This is a genomic window from Streptomyces sp. NPDC029151 (assembly GCF_055564315.1).
On sequence record NZ_JBVHWQ010000001.1, the window covers coordinates 1205345 to 1224499 of the forward strand.

The 19155-nt window shown below is 73.6% G+C and carries 18 protein-coding genes; 15 read left to right on the forward strand and 3 right to left on the reverse strand.

Annotation, left to right across the window (positions count from 1 at the left end; translation table 11 throughout):
* Genes ACZ4VF_RS04825 through ACZ4VF_RS04860 form a run of 8 tightly spaced genes read left to right on the forward strand, consistent with a single transcriptional unit; the run spans nt 1 to nt 7460 of the window.
* On the forward strand, nt 1–285 hold the full coding sequence (locus ACZ4VF_RS04825; protein ID WP_467923188.1) for a cupin domain-containing protein: 285 nt from the start codon (nt 1–3) through the stop codon (nt 283–285).
* A complete protein-coding gene (locus ACZ4VF_RS04830) occupies nt 282–1391 on the forward strand; it encodes an NAD(P)/FAD-dependent oxidoreductase (protein WP_467923189.1) in 1110 nt (369 codons plus the stop codon). Before ACZ4VF_RS04825 ends, ACZ4VF_RS04830 begins: the two co-directional genes overlap by 4 nt.
* A complete protein-coding gene (locus ACZ4VF_RS04835; RefSeq protein ID WP_467923190.1) occupies nt 1388–2125 on the forward strand; it encodes a class I SAM-dependent methyltransferase in 738 nt (245 codons plus the stop codon). Before ACZ4VF_RS04830 ends, ACZ4VF_RS04835 begins: the two co-directional genes overlap by 4 nt.
* A 50-nt stretch (nt 2126–2175) precedes the next feature.
* Entirely contained in the window at nt 2176–2622 is a 447-nt protein-coding gene (locus ACZ4VF_RS04840) for a GNAT family N-acetyltransferase (protein ID WP_467923191.1), read from the forward strand.
* A complete protein-coding gene (locus tag ACZ4VF_RS04845) occupies nt 2619–3974 on the forward strand; it encodes a SidA/IucD/PvdA family monooxygenase (protein WP_467923192.1) in 1356 nt (451 codons plus the stop codon). The genes ACZ4VF_RS04840 and ACZ4VF_RS04845 overlap by 4 nt, the downstream gene beginning before the upstream one ends.
* A complete protein-coding gene (locus tag ACZ4VF_RS04850) occupies nt 3971–5212 on the forward strand; it encodes an ATP-grasp domain-containing protein (RefSeq protein ID WP_467923193.1) in 1242 nt (413 codons plus the stop codon). The genes ACZ4VF_RS04845 and ACZ4VF_RS04850 overlap by 4 nt, the downstream gene beginning before the upstream one ends.
* Nucleotides 5209–6465: an MFS transporter gene (locus ACZ4VF_RS04855; RefSeq protein WP_467923194.1), complete on the forward strand. Its 1257-nt coding sequence runs from the start codon at nt 5209–5211 to the stop codon at nt 6463–6465. The genes ACZ4VF_RS04850 and ACZ4VF_RS04855 overlap by 4 nt, the downstream gene beginning before the upstream one ends.
* A gap of 14 nt (nt 6466–6479) precedes the next feature.
* Nucleotides 6480–7460 (forward strand): GNAT family N-acetyltransferase, encoded by a 981-nt coding sequence (locus ACZ4VF_RS04860; protein WP_467923195.1) that lies wholly within the window; start codon nt 6480–6482, stop codon nt 7458–7460.
* A gap of 6 nt (nt 7461–7466) precedes the next feature.
* Here the strand turns inward: ACZ4VF_RS04860 and ACZ4VF_RS04865 are convergent, their stop codons facing one another.
* The 3 genes from ACZ4VF_RS04865 to yczR all read right to left on the reverse strand — a co-directional run bounded on the left by ACZ4VF_RS04865 (nt 7467) and on the right by yczR (nt 10587).
* Nucleotides 7467–8252, reverse strand: coding sequence for a class I SAM-dependent methyltransferase (locus ACZ4VF_RS04865; RefSeq protein ID WP_467923196.1), 786 nt, complete (start codon nt 8250–8252; stop codon nt 7467–7469).
* Nucleotides 8253–8360: 108 nt separating this feature from the next.
* A complete protein-coding gene (locus ACZ4VF_RS04870; protein WP_467923197.1) occupies nt 8361–8831 on the reverse strand; it encodes a glycine-rich domain-containing protein in 471 nt (156 codons plus the stop codon).
* Nucleotides 8832–9144: 313 nt separating this feature from the next.
* The gene (gene yczR / locus ACZ4VF_RS04875; protein WP_467923198.1) at nt 9145–10587 is read right to left on the reverse strand and encodes a MocR-like transcription factor YczR; all 1443 of its coding nucleotides are present in this window, start codon (nt 10585–10587) and stop codon (nt 9145–9147) included.
* A gap of 140 nt (nt 10588–10727) precedes the next feature.
* Between yczR and yczE the strand changes: the two genes are divergently transcribed.
* The 7 genes from yczE to ACZ4VF_RS04910 all read left to right on the forward strand — a co-directional run bounded on the left by yczE (nt 10728) and on the right by ACZ4VF_RS04910 (nt 19128).
* Nucleotides 10728–11432, forward strand: coding sequence for a membrane protein YczE (gene yczE, locus ACZ4VF_RS04880; RefSeq protein WP_467923199.1), 705 nt, complete (start codon nt 10728–10730; stop codon nt 11430–11432).
* A gap of 246 nt (nt 11433–11678) precedes the next feature.
* Nucleotides 11679–12458 carry an SDR family oxidoreductase gene (locus ACZ4VF_RS04885; protein WP_467923200.1) on the forward strand — a complete coding sequence of 260 codons (780 nt, stop codon included), beginning with the start codon at nt 11679–11681 and terminating at the stop codon, nt 12456–12458.
* Between the two features lie 78 nt (nt 12459–12536).
* The gene (locus ACZ4VF_RS04890; protein ID WP_467923201.1) at nt 12537–13574 is read left to right on the forward strand and encodes an Inducer of phenazine A; all 1038 of its coding nucleotides are present in this window, start codon (nt 12537–12539) and stop codon (nt 13572–13574) included.
* 165 nt (nt 13575–13739) lie between these two features.
* Complete coding sequence (locus tag ACZ4VF_RS04895) at nt 13740–15887, forward strand: iron-containing redox enzyme family protein (protein ID WP_467923202.1); 2148 nt, start codon at nt 13740–13742, stop codon at nt 15885–15887.
* Nucleotides 15888–16073: 186 nt separating this feature from the next.
* Nucleotides 16074–17912, forward strand: coding sequence for a carbamoyltransferase family protein (locus ACZ4VF_RS04900; protein ID WP_467923203.1), 1839 nt, complete (start codon nt 16074–16076; stop codon nt 17910–17912).
* Between the two features lie 68 nt (nt 17913–17980).
* Nucleotides 17981–18130 carry a hypothetical protein gene (locus tag ACZ4VF_RS04905; RefSeq protein ID WP_467923204.1) on the forward strand — a complete coding sequence of 50 codons (150 nt, stop codon included), beginning with the start codon at nt 17981–17983 and terminating at the stop codon, nt 18128–18130.
* A 44-nt stretch (nt 18131–18174) separates the two neighbouring features.
* Complete coding sequence (locus ACZ4VF_RS04910) at nt 18175–19128, forward strand: TauD/TfdA family dioxygenase (RefSeq protein ID WP_467923205.1); 954 nt, start codon at nt 18175–18177, stop codon at nt 19126–19128.
* Nucleotides 19129–19155 lie beyond the last annotated feature (27 nt).

Genomic DNA, 19155 nt, shown 5'->3' on the forward strand with positions numbered 1-19155 from the left:
GTGGACGTCGTGATATCCGGCGAGATCGAGACCGAACAGGACGGGCTGGCCTACGGGGCCATGGTGTTCAAGGTGACGCCCGGGACCACCACCGAGCCGCACCGGCACGCCAGCGAGGAGACCTGGGCGGTCCAGTCCGGCGCCGGGTACTGCCTGGTCGACGGCGAGCGCATCGGGTTGATCCCCGGCTCCCGTGTGGTCGCGCCGCCGCACTCGGAGCACACCATCACCAACGACGGTTCCGAGGACCTCGTGGTGCTCAGCATGTGGTGGAAGAAGCTGTGAACGACCAGGACGTCCTGGTGGTCGGCGGGGGCGTGGTCGGCCTGACCCTGGCGGAGGTGCTGACCCGGCACGACCCGGCGCTGCGCGTCACCGTGCTGGAACAACACGGCTGGGGAAGCGGTGCGACCGGGTACGCGGGCGCCGTCGACATCCCGTACGCCCACACGCCGTTCCACCGCGAGCTGGTCGAGGCCGGCCGGCAGTGGTGGAAGGAGTTCCAGGCCGGTGCGCCGGCCCCCGGCCCCCGCACCCCGCTGCCCTTCGCCTGGCTGGTGCGCAGCCGCGAGGCCGCCGCCCATCTGGAGGAGACGCTGGTCACCCCGGCCCGCCCGGTGGCCGGGCCGGCCGACGGGGCGTGGCGGCTGCCGGCCGGGACGACCGCGCTCGCCGGGGAGGCCCATGTCATCGACCCGGGGCTGCTGACCGCCGCGCTGGTGGAGCGGCTGGCCGCGCGGCCGTCCGTCCGCCTGGCCGAGGGCCGGTGCGTGACGGAGCTGGCGCCCGCCACGGACGGCGGCGTACGGGCGGTCACCGCCGACGGCGGGGAGTGGCGCGCCGGGCAGTGCGTGCTGGCCCTGGGGCCCTGGCTGCCGGGATCGCCGCTGCTGTCCGCGCTCGGGTCCGGGTGTGCGCCCGTGCCCGGGTCCGCGGCCGCAGCGGCCTCGCCGGACGCAGGGGTCCGTACCAAGCGGGTGTACGGGCTGCGGGTCGCCCTCTCGGGGCCGGCCGCCGCCCGGTACGGCGTCGGCTCGGCCGAGGACGGCATCTTCCTCTTCCCGGTGTCCGGTGGCGCGTACGCGATGAGTGTGAAGCACGACGTGTGGGACGTGCCGCCCGAGGAGCGTCCGCTGCCCGCGGACGTCCTCGCCCGGGCCGCCGCCTTCCTCGACGCGGTCGTCGGACCGGGCGCCTGGGAGGTGACCCGCGGCCGGGTCTTCGCCGACACCTACACCCCCGACGCCACCCCGCGTCTGCTCCGGTTCTCCGCCGCCGACGGCGTGTTCGCGGTGACCGGGCTGCACGGGTCCGGCGTACGCCTCGCGGCGGGAACGGCCACGCACGCGGCCCAGGCGGTCCTCGCGTGCCGACAGGGAGGCGCGGCGTGACCTCTGCGAGCCTCAAGGCACCGGGCGAGGGAACCGGGACCGGTCCGGGCAACGTGGTGTTCTACCAGCAGCACGGGGCCTCCGCCATCATGCGGGCCGCGCACTTCCCCGACGGCCTCCTGGCCTTCCTCCAGATGGAGAGCCTCGCGGTGCACCGGGCGGCCTCCCGGTACGGGTGCGCGACCCTGGTCGAACTCGGCTGCTACGACGGCCGGTCCCTGGAGGTGGCCCGGGCCGCGGGCGTCGACTACCTGGGCATCGACGTCAACGCGGCCGCCGTGGAACGGGTCCGCCGCCGTATCGCGGACGAGGGGCTGCACGACCGGGCCCGGGCCGTGGTGGGGGACGCCATGCGGTGCGCCGACTGGGCCGGCGAGCTGGACGGCGGCCGGCCCCTGCTGCTGCTCCCGTTCAACCTCCTGGGCAACTTCCCGTCCCCCGAGGCGCTGCTCAGGGGTCTGCGGCAGGCCGGCGGGATCGCGGTGCTGTCCGTGTTCCACGCCTTCGACGCGGCCACGGACCTGCGCCGGGACTACTACACCGCGTGCGGCATCAGCCCGCTGGAGGAACACCCAGGCCCCTACGGGGGTGTCGTCTTCCGCTCGGGGGACGCCTTCCAGTCCCAGTCCTTCACCCCGCAGGCGTTGGCCGACCTGTGCGCCGAGTGCGGCATCACCGTGCTCGGGGAGGCCATGAACAGCATCGGCCTCTGCCTGACGGTCTGCCTGGACTGACCGCTTCGCCCCGCCCCCTGCCCCTTCTTCCGCCGATCAGGAGTGTGTTCATGCCCGCCGACGTCCGCTTCGCGAGCGACGAGGAGTCCGTCCGCCGGTGCTGGCCCCTCTTCGTCCAGCTGCGTCCGCACCTCACCGGTGAGGAGGAGTTCCTCGCGCGGTGGGCGCGGCAGCGCCCGGAGGGCTACCGGATCGTGTACGCGGAGCACGGGGGCACCGTGCTCGGCGCCGCCGGGTTCCGTGTGCTGCACACGATGGCGTGGGGCCGGATCCTCTACCTGGACGACCTGATCGTGGACGAGGGGGCCCGGGGCACCGGCGTCGGCAGCCGCCTGCTCGGCGCCCTAAAGGACATCGCGCGCGAGGAGGGCTGCGAGGAGTTCCACCTCGACACCGGCCACCAGCGGCACGCCGCGCACCGGGCGTACCTGCGCAACGGCTTCCACTTCGACTGCCACCACCTCGCCCTGTCGCTCGGCACGGAGGACCCGGCGTGAGCGCGCCGCGCGCACGCGTCGCGGTCGTCGGGGCCGGCCCCAAGGCGGCCGCCCTCGCCGCGAAGGCCCACGTCCTCAACGAACTCGGGCTTATCTCACTGGAGTTGTGCATCTACGAGCGCGACGAGATCGCCGCCCACTGGACCGGTCGGGCCGGCTGGACCAGCGGCACCGAGCGGCTGGGCACGCGCGCCGAGAAGGACGTCGGCTTCCCGTACCGCAGTACGGTCCGGTTCGGGGCGCACGGCAAGGAGGTCGACGCCCGGATGCAGGCGTTCTCCTGGCAGAGCCACCTGATCGACACCGGGTCCTACCAGCAGTGGATCGACGCCGGTCTGCCGTCCCCCACCCACCGGCAGTTCGCCGACTACCTCAAGTGGGTGCTGACCAGGGCGGTGACCGGGGTGCGCATCCGGCGCGCGGAGGTCACCGGCCTGGGGTACCGGCCGGACGGCTGGGTGCTGGAACACCGCGCCCAGGGCGCGCCCCGGCGGGAGGCACCGTTCGACGGGCTCGTCCTCACCGGTCACGCCGTGCCCGGCACCCTGCCACACCACCCGCTGGTGACCGACCGGCTGCTGACCCCGGCCGGCCCGCGCGACCTCCTCCGCTCCTTCTCGCTGCGCCCCGGCAGCCGGATCTGCGTGGTCGGCGCCGGGGAGAGCGCGGCGTCGTACGCGCTGTACGTCGCCGACACCTTCGGCGAGGACGTCTCGGTGTCCATCGTCTCCCCGTACCTGCCGCGTTCCCGGGCCGAGTCGTTCGTGGAGGACCGGGTCTACTCCGATCCGCAGACGGCCGCCTGGCCGCAGCTCCCGGAGCGGGACCGGCGGGACTTCATCTCCCGCACCGACCGCGGGGTGATCTCCCCGCGGGCGCTGGAGGAGCTGTCCCGGGCCCGGGGCGTCTCCTTCGTGCTGGGCCGGATCCGGTACGTGGGTCCGGGGGCGTCGGGCCGGATCCGGGTGACCGTCGACCAGCCGGGCGAGGTGCTGCGCGGCGACTACGACCTCGTGGTCAACTGCACCGGCGGCTCCCCCCTGCACCGGCTGACCGCCCTGCTGGACGAGGCCTCCACCGGCGAGGTGGAGGCCGGTCTCGGTGTCTCCCTCCGGGACGAGGCGGCCCTGGCCCGGGAGGTGGACGCCTCGCTGGCCCTGCGCGGACTGCGGCCCCGGCTGCACATCCCGGGCCTCGCGGGCCTGGCCCAGGGCCCGGGCTTCGCCAACCTCAGCTCGCTGGGGCTGCTGAGCGACCGGGTGCTGGGCGCCTACGAGCACCCGGCGCCGACCCCCCTTCCCGCACGGTCCACCGGGACCGTCACCGCGTCAGGCCGAGGAACCCCCGAATGATCTTCTTTGTGGAAGCGCCGCTCACCGGCAGCGGGCTGAGCGCCCTCGCCTGGGCGGTGGCCCAGGGCATCGACGCCGCCCTGGTCACCACCGACCCGGCCAAGTACCGCGGGGCGGTGGGCGCGGAGGTGCTGCCCGGGCTCGCCGGGAGCGGCCGGCTGTACGTCGTGGGCACGACCGAGGGCGAGGCGGTCCCCGCCGAACTGCTCGACGCGGCACGGGAGCACACCGGGTCCGGCCGGCCCGGAGTGGTCTGCGCGACCGACCGCCACCTGCTCTTCGCCGCCGCGCTCGCCGAGGCGATCGGCGCGCCCTTCGCCCCCGTCGAGGCCGTCCGCACCTTCCGGGACAAGCGGCGCGCCCGCGAGCTGTACGAGAAGCTGGGCATCCCCTCACCGCGCTGGGCCGAGGCGCCCACGGCGGACGAACTCCGGGCGTTCGCCGAGGACACCGGCCGTCCGGTCGTCCTGAAGAACGCCCGCGGCACCGGCAGCCTCGACGTGCTGCTGTGCCGGACCCCGCAGGAGGCCGTGGCGGCGTACGGCACCCTGACGGCCGGGAACCTCTACCTCGACGGCGAGCTGATGGCCGAGGAGTACGTCGACGGGCCGCTGTACAGCCTGGAGACGCTGGTCACGGACGGGCGGTGCCGTCATCTCGGGGTGACCGACCGGCAGTTGGGTCCGCGCCCGGCGTTCTGCGAGGTGTCGTACACCTTCCCGGTGCGGGTGCCCGAGCGGGCGGAGGCCCGGATGCGGGCGGCGGTCGAGACCCTGGTGGCCGCCACCGGGATCGCCCAGGGCATGCTGCACACCGAGTTCATCCTCACCGACGGTGACGAGGCCGTCGTCGTGGAGGTCAACGCCCGCACGGGCGGGGGGCTGCTCTCCCTGATGATGAACGACTGTCTGACCGTGCCGGTGCCGGAGCTGCTGTGCTCGGCCGCCCTCGGACGGCCCGTCGCCGACCCGGGGCACAACGGGACCCACTCCAGCACGGTCACCGTCTACGCCCCCCGGGCCGGCCGGCTGAGCCGGGTCCACGGGCTCGCCGAGGCCGGCGACGGCCCGTACGTCGTCCAGGTGGTGCACAGCGCGGCCCCGGGCGACGAGGTCCGCGCCGCCGGGGACTACCGCGGGGCCGTCGGCCAGATCCGCACCCGGGCCGGGTCCGCCAACCTCGCGCTCAACGCGGCTCTCGCCGCCGCCCGTGACGTCGTCGTGGAGGTGACCGGATGAGCGGCACGAGCGTCCGGGCCGGCGCGGACCGCACCCTGCCGGGGCCGCGCACCGTCATGGTGAAGGTGCCGACGGCGGTGCTCTTCGTCAACATCGCCCTGGCCGGCAACAACGCCCTGGTCGCCGCGGTGCTGTACCGGCTCACGGGCAGCGCGTCGAACTTCGCCCTCATCCTCGTCTCCAACTTCGCCATCGCCGCCGTCGTGCAGCTGGTGGCGGGGTACGTCGTGGACCGGCTCGGCGCGCGCAGGCTCGCCGTGCTCAGCGAGGCCGCGGCCTGTGCCGCCATCGGCCTGGAGGCGGTGGTGTCCCGGCTGGACTCCCCCGTGGTCCCGCTGATCTGCGGGGCGGCGCTGGTCAGCGTCGTCCAGGCCTTCTACCGGGCGGCGATGTTCACCCTGGCTCCGCAACTGGCCGGGAAGGAGCGGCTCGCCGCGCTGAACGCCAAGATCAACGCGGCCTTCCAGGCGGGCACGCTGCTCGGCACCCCGGCCGGCACCCTGCTGCTGTACCTGCAGCCGGTCTGGGGCTTCTGCGTGCTCGCGGTGTCCTTCGGCGCCGCGGCGCTCATCCTGGGCACGCTGCCCGACCTGTCGGCGCGGGGCGCCGGGGGCGGCGCGGCGGCCCGGGCCCGGACGGGGGTGCTGCGCGAACTGCGGGCGCAGCGCGGGCTGATCACGCACATCCTGCTGTGCTCCGGCGACTACGTCGCCGTGTACCTGTTCACCCTGATCATCGTCCCGCTGGTCGACGACCGCTTCGGCGGCAGCACGCTCACCCTCGCCGTGGTGAACTCCGCGCTGCCGGCCGGGGTGATGCTCTCCGGTCTGCTGCCCTGGCGCTCGCAGTCCCCGGCACGGACGCTGCGCCTGGTGGTGCTGTCCATGGCCGTGCTCCTGGCCGCGTTCCTGGTGCTGACCCGGGACGTGGGCGTGGCCGGGACCGTGGGCTGCGTGGTGGCGGTGGGTCTCGCGGCCGGTTCGTCGCAGACCCTGCTCATGACGGCGCTGCAACTCCGCTCGCCCGCCCACGTCCTGGGCCGGGTCGCCTCGCTGCGGCTCTTCGTGGCCTCCGGGCTCGCCGCGCCCACGCTGGCCGGCGCGTCCTACCTGCTGAAGGACGGGGTGGGGACGGCCCTGGCCTTCTGCGCGGGGGTGGAGGCCCTCTACCTGACCGTGCTCCTCGTCCTCTCGCGCAGACGCCTGCTCGGCCACCGCACCCTGGCGGCGGCGCCCGGCGACACCGCCGACTGATCCGGAGGCCCACCATGCAGATCGAAGACACCCACGGGCTCCCCGTGGCCGTCGTCAGCGTCCAGGAGGCGCTGGGAACCGACTGGGAGACCTGGCGGGGGCGGGTCGCGGTCGTCCGCGTCGGCGACCCGCCCGCGGCGGACCGGCCGGCCCTGCGCCAGGCCGGGTTCCTGCCCAAGCCCAGCTGGCTGACCTGGGTCGCCGACACCCGGGCCACCGAGGAGGAGTTCCTGCGCGGCCTGCACCGCAAGGAACGGCAGAGCGTCCAGGCGGCCCGCCGTCACGCCGAAGCGTCGGACCTGCGGGTGGAGGTGCTGCCCCTGACGGAGGCGCTGCTGGAGGAGTTCCTCGGCCTGTACGAGCGGCAGCTGGCCCGCATGCGTCAGGCGATGCCCGCCGCGGTGCAGCAGCGCGACCAGCTGAGGGAGGCCTTCGCCGATCTCTACGCCGTCTGCGCCCGGCAGGCGGGCACGCTGGTCGGTGCCTGTCTGAGCCAGCGGCTGCCCGAGGCGGACCTGGTACGGCTGCGGTTCTCGGCGGTGGACGAGCGGTCCCGGTCGCACAGCCTGGCCCGGGTGCTGTACATGGCGGCGATCGGGCACGCCCGCGAGCTGGGCTTCGGGCAGGTCAGCCTCGGCAACGACCCCAACCTGTACGGGCACGTGGTGGAGGCCGGGCTGTTCGCGTTCAAGACCCGGCTCGGCTTCCGTCCGGTGCCGTCCCAGACGGTCCGTCCGTACCGGGGCGACGACAGTGCCGACCTGGTCCTGGGCGGGCCCCTCCTGGCCGATCCGGCGATCCTGCTGTCGTACCCGGAGACGGCCGACGAGGGCGGCCCGGCCGCCCCGCTCCGGATGGAACTGTTCACCACGACGGACGGCCCGGACGCGAGCCGGTACACCGGTTCGTACGGCGGTGAACCCCGGGTGCACCTGCTGCGCCCGGCCACGGACCGCGACGAGCCCGCTCCGGCGGCGACCCCGGCCTCCGCGTAGCACGCGTCACGCGGGGCTCTCTTCACCTTCCTCACCGGCGGTGCCGGGCGGCTTGTCCCGCCCGGCGACGCAGCGAGACTGTGTCCTGTTCCAGGACGGGTGGTATGCGCTCACCAGCAGGGTGTCGGCGGTGCGCGGTCCGCTGTCGGTGGCAGGGAGCACGTCGATGGTGATGTCGGTGAATCCGGCCTGGTCGAGCAGCTTGGTCCACACATGCTCCTGCAGGACCCAGCGGCGCATCGTGGTGGCTTCGCCGTCCGGTGTCTTTGCCGGGATGTCGGCAGCCACGGCATCGGGCTGGGCGGGCGCCCCGCTCAGGTAGTGGGCGAGGGTCGCGAACACCAGACGCCCGCCCGGCTTGAGGGAGGTTGCCGCCACAGGCAGCAACTCGCGGGGGTCGGTGAAGTCCACGGCGCCGAAGACGCTGTACAGCGCGTCGTAAGCGCGGGGCATCGCCCGCAGGTGGGACGCGGCGTTGGCCCGCACGATGCGCAGGCGGGGGGCGAGGTGGGCGTAGAGATCGGTTGCCATGGCGTGCTGGGCGGGCGAGGCGTCGATGGCGGTGACCTCGGCGGGCTGGTGGCGGACCGCCAGGTGTGCTGCGTGCCGGGCGGTGCCGGCGCCGAGGTCGCCCACACAGCGGCCGGTCAGGTCGCCGAGGACCTCAGGGCCGGGTCCGGTGTCCTGGCCCCAGCTCCAGGAGAAGGTGGCGGGAACGGTGCGGTCACTGGTGGCGCGGGTGCGGCCGTAGTGGTGCCAGAGGTCTGCGGTGCTGGTGGTCACCCGGATCATCCTGGCGGCCGGGAGCGGGCCGCGGGCCGGTTCGCCGAAATCTCCCCCGGGCGTGCTCTCGGGCCCCTGGTGTGGCCGGGGGCCGGAGAGCTCGCCGTTGCGGGGTGGTCAGTGCGAGTCGTTGCCGGGGTGGCAGGGGCCGCAGTCGGCGGCGTCCGTCCACAGCGGCAGGTCGATCTCCCAGCCGTCGGCGGCGACGAGGTGGGCCGTCTTCAACACGGAACCGTCGTTCTTCATGTCCACCTTGGGCACATGGTGCAGGAACTGTCCGGCGTTGTACTTCTCGCACAGTTCGGCGTACGCGACGGTGTCCAGGATGACCGTGTGGACGCCGATGTCGACGAGCTCGCTGGGCGCCGGCCCCAGCGACCGGCCCCGGTGGTTCATCGCGGTCAGCAGGTAGGCGTAGCCCTGGCCGAGGACTCGGGCGGCCATGACCGAGTCGTAGGGGTAGTCCCGCATGAGGAGCCCGACCTGCTTGTCCCACAGGTCGGCCGGCACGACGTCGCGTGCGGAGCGGACCGGGACGGTCGTCGGGTCGGCGGCCGCGGGAGATGCAACAGCGGGGTGGGTTGCCATGGTGTGCCTCCGGTGGACGGGTGCCCCGCGGCGCGGGGCGGTGCGTCCAGCACACCGGACCGACGGGCGTCGCGGTGATCAACTCTGCTTGTGTGCAGGGTGTTTGCACGTCGTGCGGCCCCCGGACAACCCGCCGCGCACACCGGCGAGGCCTCAGGCGAACCACCGCGCACCCGGACGGCCCCCGGGCAGCCCACCGGTTCCGCCGACGCGACCTCAGGCGGACCACCACGCACACGCACAGGACCTCGGCGCACCCCGAGGGGGACGCCGAGGACACCTCAGGCGACCCGCCCCGCACACCCACACCGCCTCAGGCGATCCACCGGGTGCGGCGGCGGGCCGGGGTCGGGGGCAGGCCGTCGGCCACCGCGGAGGCCATTCGCTGCACGGCCTCGCGCAGGACCTCCGGCGGCAGGGTGTACGGGATCCGGAGCCGGCCCGCGAAGACGCCGGGGTCGGCGGCGAAGAGTCCGCCGCCCTCGATCCGCACACCGTAGGCGAGGGTGCGCTCGGCCAGTTCGGCCGCGACGGGCTCCCCCAGGTCGACCCAGAGGGACAGACCGCCGGGCGGCAGCCGCCAGGTCCAGCGCGGGAAGTGCTCCGTCAGCGCCTCGGTCAGGGCCGTGCGCTGGGTCCGCAACCGCTCCCTGTGGGTGGGGAGGAGTTCCGCCGCGCGTTCGAGGAGGACCTGGGCGAGCAACTGGTCCAGCACGGAACCGCCGAGGTCGGTGGCGATGCGCTGCGCGGCGAGTTCCGTGACGAGCTGGGAGGTCGCGCGCAGCCAGCCGATGCGCAGGCCGCCCCAGTGGCTCTTGCTCATCGAGCCGACGGTGATCACCCTGCTCGCCGCCTCGGGCGTGGCCCGGCAGGCGAACGGCGCGGGTACCGGGACGTCGAGGGCCAGGTCGGTGAGCGTCTCGTCGACGACGAGCCAGGTGCCGGCCCGGTGCGCGGCGGTCAGCACCCGGCCGCGTACCTCGTCGGGCATGAGCAGGCCGGTCGGGTTGTGGAAGTCCGGGATGAGGAAGGCCAGGTGGGGCACCGCCTGGCGCAGTGCCGACTCGGTGATCTCCACGTCCCAGCCGTCGTCCGACACCGGGACGGCCACGGCGCGCAGGTGGGCCCGGCGGACGGCGTCCAGGGCGTTCGGATAGGACGGGTTCTCCACCATCACCCGGTCGCCGGGGGCGGCCAGCAGGCCGAGGACCAGGGTGAGCGCGTGCTGGGCGCCGGAGGTGACCAGGATCTGCTCGGGGAGGGTCGGCAGACCCCGCCGGGTGTACCGCTCGGCGATCGTCGCCCGGAGTTCCGGCAGCCCGAACGGGTCGTACCCCGGGCTCCGGCTGTGCCGGGCCAGCGAGGGCGCCACGCGGGCGAGGGCGTCGTCCAGGACGTGCGGCGGCAGACCGGGCGCCGCACGGGCGAGGTCGATGGCCGTGTCGGGAGCGGGCAGGGCCCGCGTGACCCTGCTGGGCACGGTCTCCCTGGGCAGGGCCGTCCAGGTGCCGGAGCCCTGCCGGCTGTGCGCGAAGCCGTGGACGCGCAGCAGGTCGTACGCCGAGGTGACGGTGGGCCGGCTGACGCCGAGCGCGGTGGCCAGTTCCCGCTCGGCGGGCAGCCGGGCGTGCAGGGCCACCCGGCCGTCGAGGATCAGGGCGCTGATGGCCTCGGACAGATGGCGGTACGCGGGGCGCAGCCCCGTCAGGTCCGGGAGCAGCCCGGCCAGTTGCCGGCCACTGACGGTCCGTTCCACGTGGCTCACCGGACCACCGGCCCGGACCAGGGGGCTGCGGGCATACCACTCTCCGGGAATTGGTCATCGAGTTCCGGGCAATGACCTTACAGAATCGCCCGGGTGGCAAGGAACGCCGCGGAACCGGAGGGCGGACGGACATGGGACACACGAGCACGGCACTCATCTCCCGGGAGCGCGGTGGGGCGGGGAGCGCGCGGACCGTGCCGCCCCTCACCTACCTGCCGCTGACCGAGCGTCCGGCCCGCCGGCTGACCCAGCTCCTCGCCGGGCTGGCGCTGTACGGGCTGAGCATGTCCGTGCTGGTCAGGGCGGCCCTGGGGGTCAACCCGTGGAGCGTGCTGTACGAGGGCCTGCAACACCACACCTCGCTGAGCTTCGGCACCCTCAGCGCCTTGGTGGGCGTCCTGGTCCTGCTCACCTGGATCCCGCTGCGGCAGAGGCCGACCCTGGGCACGTTCGCCAACGTCCTCGTGCTCGCCTGCGCCTCGGACCTGGGTCTCTTCCTCATCCCGGCGGACCTGGGCCTGCCGGGCCGGATCTGCCTGCTGGCGGCGGGCATCCTGCTCAACGGGTTCTCCGTCGCGGTCTACGTCGGCGCGCGTCTCGGTCCGGGCCCCCGGGACGGTCTGATGACCGGCACGTCCTCGCTGACCGGGGGTTCCATCCGGATGGTCCGCACCCTGCTGGAGGCCGCCGTGCTCGTCGCGGGCTGGCTCCTCGGCGGCACCGTCGGTGCCGGCACCCTGCTGTACGCCCTGCTGGTCGGACCGGTCACCCAGTTCTTCCTGCCCTGGTTCACCTACCGGGGTGCGGGGGAACCCGCACCGGTGCGGCAGGACTGAGGGCGCCCCACCCTCCCGGAGCGACCGCGCTCCACCCCTTCCCAGGAGCCGCCGCGCTCCGCCCCCCGACGGCCCGGGCCCCGCGCCCGGGCCGTTCTTTTGTCCGCCCTGCGGGTTCCCGCATTGCCGGTTCCCGAACAATGTGCGGGGTTCAACAGACGTCGCCGAGCGGCAAAGCTTTCACCGCACGAGGAAAACGTCCGAGGGAAATCTCCGGAAAAGCCGGGGAATCCTCGGCCGCATCGAATGCGGGACGAGAGAAAGGCGGTGGCGCCGGTGGCCGGAAAGGCCGTGGTGACCGGGGCGAGCAGCGGAATAGGCGCGGCGACCGCGCGGCGGCTGGCGAAGGACGGTTTCGAGGTGGTGGCCGTCGCGCGGCGCACGGAGCGGCTGCGGCGGCTCGCCGAGGAGACCGGTGCCCGACCGTACGCACTCGACGTGACCGACGACGAGGCCGTACGCCGCTTCGCCGCCGGACTCGACTCCTGCGACGTCCTGGTGAACAACGCGGGCGGCGCCCTGGGCGCGGAGTCCGTGGCCGAGGCGGACCCGGCGGACTGGGAGCGGATGTACTCCGTGAACGTGCTGGGCACCCTGCGCGTGACCCAGGCCCTGCTGCCGCTGCTGCGCGCCGGCCGGGGCGGCACCGTCGTCACCGTGACCTCCACCGCGGCCTTCACCGCGTACGAGGGCGGCGGCGGCTACTGCGCGGCCAAGTACGCCGAGCGCGCGCTCAGCGAGACGCTCCGGCTGGAGCTGTGCGGCGAGCCCGTCCGGGTCGTCGAGGTGGCGCCCGGGATGGTCAGGACCGAGGAGTTCGCCCTCAACCGGATGCGCGGCGACGCCGAGCGGGCCGCGGCGGTCTACGAGAACGTGGACCACCCGCTCACCGCGGACGACGTCGCCGAGTGCGTCGCGCTGGCGGTCGGGCTGCCCCAGCACGTCAACGTGGACCGCCTCGTGGTCCGCCCGCTGGCCCAGGCGGCCCAGCACAAGCTGCACCGGGGCCCCCTGCTGCGCCCCTGAGCCCCTCTTCTCCCTCCCCGATCCGCCTTCATCCGCCTTCATCCGCCTCATCCGCGAAAGCCGAGGAGTGCCCCGAACGTGAAGCTCCACCGTGACGAACTGACCCCGCAGATGCAGGAGTACACGCGGTTCGACGACCGCGGCGAGGCCCGCTACCTGCCCTACCTGATGTACTTCCACCGCGCCGACTACCGCTCCTCCGTCATCAACACCGACCGGGCGGGCTTCCGGATCTCGCACGGCCCGAACGGGGAGACGGCCTCCGCGGCCGGACAGATGCCCGCCGGGCCGGTGCGGCTGATCTCGGGCAGCTCCACCGTGCTCGGCATCGGCGCCACCAGCGACGCCACCACGCTCGCCTCGCAGCTGTGGCGCAAGCACGCGCCGTCCGCGCCGTGGCTCAACTTCGGCGGCCGCTGCTACAACTCCACGCAGGAACTGCTGCTGTTCACCCTCTACCGTCATCTGCTGCCCGAGATCGAGGAGATCGTCGTCTTCTCCGGGCTCAACGACCTCACCGTCGGCAGGCTGCCCGAGTGGCAGCAGGGCGACCACGGCGCGTTCTGGTTCTGCGGTGAGTACTACGACGCGATGGAGGAGCTGCGCGAGAACAACCGCAAGGCCTCCGGCGGCAAGCTCCTCGGCCGCCGCGCCGAGCGCCGGCGCACCATCTCCACCCATGACGACGTCCGCCGCGACATCCCCGCGGTCATCGACTCCGCCGCCGAGCTGACCCTGCGCCATCTGGACAGCTGGCGCCGGCTGGCCGGGCCGTCGGCCCGGCTGACGTACGTGCTGCAGCCGATGGCGCTGTGGATGCGGGACCGGCACGCGCCGCAGGAGCAGCTGCTCTTCGACGAGATCGACCGCATCTCCAAGCTGGGCACGTGGGAGGCCCTGTACGGCGACATCTCCCGCAGGGAGGTCGCCCGCGCCTTCTCCGACAAGCTCCAGGCCGGCTGCGAGAAGCTCGGTATCCGCTACGTCGACCTCAACCCGGTCGTCGCCGAGGCGGTCACCGAGCGGGACTGGGTCTACGTGGACCGGGCGCACTACACCGACCACGGCTACGACCTGGTGGCCCGCATTCTCGCCGAGACCCTCGGCCTTTCCTGACTCTCCTTTTCCCGCGAAAGAAGGCGTTTCCCCATGTCTTTGCTGCGCAAGCTCGCAGACCTGCTGTTCCGGCGCAAGAAGCGCGCCAACCGTAAGAACGACGCGTCCATCTACCCGATGTTCTGAGCGAATTCGCCGGCAGACAGGTCTTTCGAAAGGAGAAGGATGTACGACGACATCGGCCCCGCCCGGGCCGTGTACGCGTACGCCGCCGACCCCGAGGCCTCGGTGCCGGACGGCGGATTCGTCGAGGAGGCGCGCGCCGCGCTGCGCCGGCCGGCCGTCGAGGACGGCCCGCTCGACGACCTCGTGGTGCGGGCCGCCGACTGGGCGGCGGCCGAGGGCAAGCGGTTCACGGGCCTGCTCGACGCCGGGCACCAGGAGGGCCGGCCCGCCGGACACGAGGAGGTGCTGGTGCGCCGGGCCGTGCTCGGCTGCGCCCCGCTCGCCCTCGTCTCCGGCGCCTGGCTGCAGTGGCTGAGCGCTCCGGGTGACTTCGAGGTCCCGGTGGTGCTGCGGATCCTCGCGCTGTACGCCGACGACGTGGGCGCCGGACATCCGCACGCCTCCCGTGGCAGCGCCTTCCTGGAGCTGCTGCGCCGGCTGCGGCTCGCCGAGCACGCGGTCCCGGCGGCCCGGCTCACCGGCGACCAGCGGGTGCCCGAGTCCGCGTTCGTGCTGCCCGGCCTGCTGCTGGCGATGAGCAGGCGGCCGGACGAGTTCTGCGGCGAGCTGCTCGGCGCGGACCTGTGCCTGCGCACGGTCGGTCTGCTGCCGGCGCTGACGATGGTCAGACGGGCCCGGCCGGCCGAGTGCGACTGGGACGCGGTGGATCCCTCGGCGCCGCGGCGGGCCGAGGCGGAGCGGCCGGACCGGCAGTGCCGGGCCCTGGTCGACGAGCTGGTCGCCGAGGAGGGCGACCGGGCCGCCGAGGCGGTGCGGCGGGGCTTCGCCGGGACGCTGGGCGCGCTCGTCGAGTGGTCCGAGGCGCTGTACGCGGAGCTGGTCGCGGCCGGTGACCCCGCCTTCGACATGGCGGAGCTGATGCGGCAGCGTTCCCGCGAGGGCGCCGTCTACCACCACCAGTTCCAGCTGGAGGGCAAGCCCCTCGCCCGCTGGCTCGCCGAGTGCCGTACCGACGCGGGTCCGCTGCTGGACGTCCTGGCCCGCAGCAAGCTCGTCAAGCCGGGGCGGTCCTCCGCCAGTGCGCTGGTGAAGGGGCTGGTCGGCGAACGCGGGCCCATGTTCCGGGTGTTCTCGCCGGAGGACCTGAACGTCATCCGGCGGTGGATCGACTCCCTGCCGGCGACTGCCCCGCAGGAGGAGCCCGCAGGGAGCCGGACCGCCACGCCGGTCGCACCGGCCGCCCCCGCGAAGGTGGCCGCCGCCCTCCGCGCCGGCCACCGTGCCCCGGGCCGCGCCCCGTCCTCCGTACGCGAGGCCTACCACCTGCTGATGCGCCGCGCCGACACCCCGGAGCTGCGCTCCTGGGCGAAGAGCTACGTCGCCGGCTGGCTGGCCAGGTCGGCGCACGGCATGGACGAGCGGACGATGCCGTTGCCGGCGCGCTGGGGCCGGGAGGGGCTGCGCCCCTGGCTGCAGGAGCGGCACGACCGGCACGGGGCGGAGTTCGAGCAGAACGCGGAGGTCCCGCTGCCCTCGCGGGAGGCCGTGGTGGACGACACCGTGCAGACGGCGCCGCTGACCCTGATCGACGGCAGCTGGCTGCAGGGGTTCACCGACTACGAGCAGGCGTCCTCGGAGATCGGGCACTCGCTGTTCGAGACGTACTGGGACGAACTCGGCAACGGCGAGCCGCGGTTGAACCATCCGCTCATCTACCGGGACGTGCTCAAGGAGATGGGCGTCGACCTGCCGCCCACCGCCTCGCCGGAGTTCGCCCGCTGGCACGGCTTCCGGGACGAGTCCTTCGAACTGCCGGTGTACTGGCTGTGCGTCGGCAGGTTCCCCAGGACGTTCCTGCCGGAGGTGCTGGGGCTGAACCTGGCGATGGAGCTGTCGGGGGTCGGCGGCACCTACCGCAGGGCCCGGCTGGCGCTGAAGGCGTACGGCTTCAGCACGCGCTTCGTCGACATCCACAACACCATCGACAACGTCGCCACCGGTCACTCCGCGTGGGCCGCGGACGCGGTGGACACCCTGATGGCCGCCCTGCCCGACACCCCTGGTCCCGGCGGCCGTGCGGAGACCTGGCAGCGAGTGCGGACGGGGTACCGCTCGCTGAACCCGCCGAGCGGCGTGGGCGCCCGGCTCGCCGCCCGCCGCGGACGGCTCGCGGGCCGGCGGGGATGAGCCCCGCGCCACCCCCGGCATCCCGCGCCACCCCGGTGACCCCGCGCAGCCCCGGAACCTCGCGCAGCCCCGAAACCCCCGCCGCCCCAAGGCCTCGTGCCATCCCGAGTCCCCGTGCCACCCCGAGGCCCCGCGCCCGGTCGCAAGCAACCCATCCCGCCCCCGATTCCGTGGAGGAACACAGCGGTGTCTGACCTGATCCTGGGAGTGTCGGCCTTCTACCACGACAGCGCCGCGGCGCTGATCGCCGACGGCGTGCCGGTCGCGGCCGCTCAAGAGGAACGTTTCAGCAGGCGACGGCACGACCCCTCCTTCCCCGCGGCGGCCGTCCGCTACTGCCTCGACGAGGCGGGCGTGACGCTGGACGACGTGTCCGCCGTCGCCTACTACGAGGACCCCCGGCTGAAGTTCCGCCGGGTGCTGGCCACCTTCCTCGGTGCCGCCCCGACCGGCTTCGCCTCCTTCCGCGACACCCTGCCGTCCTGGCTCGGCGCCGGCGGCAAGCTGCGCACCGCCGACCGGGTGCGCGCCGAACTGGAGGGGCTGGACCTGGGCCGGGTGCCGGAGCTGTCCGTGCGCCGGCACCACGAGTCGCACGCCGTGTCGGCCTTCTTCCCGAGCCCCTACGAGTCCGCGGCCGTCCTGTGCATCGACGGCGTCGGCGAATGGGCCACGACCACCCTGTGGCACGGCCGCGGCACCGAGGTGACCCCGCTCGCGGAACTGCGGTTCCCGCACTCGCTGGGCCTGCTGTACTCGGCGTTCACCTACTTCTGCGGGTTCAAGGTCGACTCCGGCGAGTACAAGCTGATGGGCCTCGCCCCCTACGGCAAGCCCCGCTACGCCGACCTCATCCGCGAGCACCTCATCGACATCAAGCCGGACGGCTCCTTCCGCCTGGACATGCGGTACTTCGAGTACCTGCGCGGCCAGGTGATGACCGGCCGGGGCTTCGAGAAGCTGTTCGGCGGACCCCGGCGGGCCCCCGAGGGGCAGCTCACCGAGCGCGAGTTCGACCTCGCGGCCTCGGTGCAGGCGGTCACCGAGGAGGTCGTCCTGCGGCTGGCGCGGACCGCACGGGAACGCACCGGCGAGTCCACGCTGTGCCTGGCGGGCGGTGTCGCCCTCAACTGCGTCGCCAACGGCAAGATCATCGACGCGGGGATCTTCGACGAGGTGTGGATCCAGCCGGCCGCCGGTGACGCCGGCGGTGCGCTCGGCGCGGCCCAGGCCGTCGCCATGGAGCGCGGGGTGCGCCGCGACCACCCCGCCACCGGACGCGACGCGATGAGCGGCTCGCTCCTCGGCCCCGGCTACGACGACGAGGAGATCGCCGCCTACCTGGAGTCGCACGGCATCCCGCACCAGCGGCTGGACCCCGAGACGCTGGCCAAGGAGGTCGCCGAGGGACTGGCCGAGGGGAAGATCGTCGGCTGGTTCCAGGACCGCATGGAGTTCGGGCCGCGCGCCCTGGGCGCCCGCTCGATCATCGGCGACCCGCGCAACCCGGACATGCAGTCCACCATGAACCTCAAGATCAAGTTCCGTGAGTCGTTCCGCCCGTTCGCGCCCGCGGTGCTGGCCCCCGACGCCACCGAGTACTTCGACCTGCCGCAGGAGAGCCCGTACATGCTCGTGGTGTCGCAGGTCGCGGCGGCGCAGCGGCTCGACGCCGACAGCGCCGGCGCCAACGGCCTGGACCTGCTGAAGGTGCACCGCTCGACCATCCCCGCCGTCACCCACGTCGACCACTCGGCCCGGGTGCAGACGGTCACCGAGCACAGCAACCCCGCCTACCACCGGCTGCTGACCGCCTTCAAGGCCCGCACCGGCTGCCCGGTGCTGGTCAACACCTCCTTCAACGTGCGCGGCGAGCCCATCGTGAACACCCCGCACGACGCCTACACCTGCTTCATGCGCACCAACATCGACATGCTCGCGCTCGGCAACTTCCTGCTGGAGAAGAGCGCCCAGCCCGCCTGGTCGGAGGAACACGACTGGCGCGCCGAGATCCCGCTCGACTGACGCACCGCCGCTCAAGACGCCCCACGAACCCCGGCGCCCCGCGGGGGCGCCGGGAGAACGGACCGCCCATGCGCACCCTCCTGCTCTTCCTCCTCTACTGCCTGGTCGTGACGCCCGCCGGACTGGTGAGCCGGGTCGTCAAGGACCCCATGGCCCGCCGCCGGCCCGCCGGCACCCAGACCTACTGGACCGCGCCGACCCCGGCACAGGCTCGCTGAACGGCGAGCGGCCAGGTGTGCGCACCACCGATGGGAGACCCACGATGACCAGCTTGCTCCAGTTCGCCCGGCACCACATCGACGACAGTGTCCGGGACCTGCTGGACAAGGAGATTTCGGAACGCGTCTCGGAGACCCGCCTGGACTCCGATCTCGACGACGCCATCCTCGCCGGCATCGGCGCGTACGCGCTCAGCCGCCACCTCCCCGGTGACGTGCTGCAGAGCATCCAGGTGTTCACCGCCGCCGCGCGGCACGCCCTGGTGCTGTCCAACCTGCCGGCGCAGAACTTCCCCGACACCCCGGTGAGCGGCTTCGGCAACGAACCGGAACTGGCCGTCACCAACGCCATCCACCTGGGGCTGATCCGCCTGATCGGCTGCACGCCCTTCGCCGTCGCCTACGAGAACGACGGCCACCTCATCCGCAACGTCGTCCCCAACCCGGCGGCCTGCGGCACCACCAGTTCCTGGGGGGCCGACTCGGAGTTCTTCTGGCACTCCGACAACCCCCACCAGCCGTTCGGCCGGCCGGGCTCCGACCCGCGCCTGTACACCCCGCCGTACCTGACCTTCTACGCGGTGCGCAACGAGGAGCAGGTGCCCACCGAGATCGCCGCGCTCGACGACGTGATGGTCCGCCTGGACCCCGGGACCCGGCAGATCCTGCAGACGCCCGAGTTCGAGGTCGGCGCGCCCGACTCCAACGACGGCGGGGCCACCAGCCCGCTGCGCGAGGCCGCGATCATCGAGTCCGACGGCACCGGCCGCCACCGGGTCCGCTACGACCGCGGCACCACCAGCGGTGTCACCGACCGCGCCCGGACCGCCCTGGAGAGCTGGTCGGACACCCTGGCCACGATCCCGGCCGCCGAACTCGTCCTGGACACGGGCGACTTCCTGATCTTCGACAACCACCGGGTGCTGCACCGCCGCAAGGCGTTCACCCCGCGCCCCGACGCCACGGCCCGCTGGCTGCGCCGCTGCTACGCCGCCTGAGCCCGCCACTTCCACCCGCACGAAGGG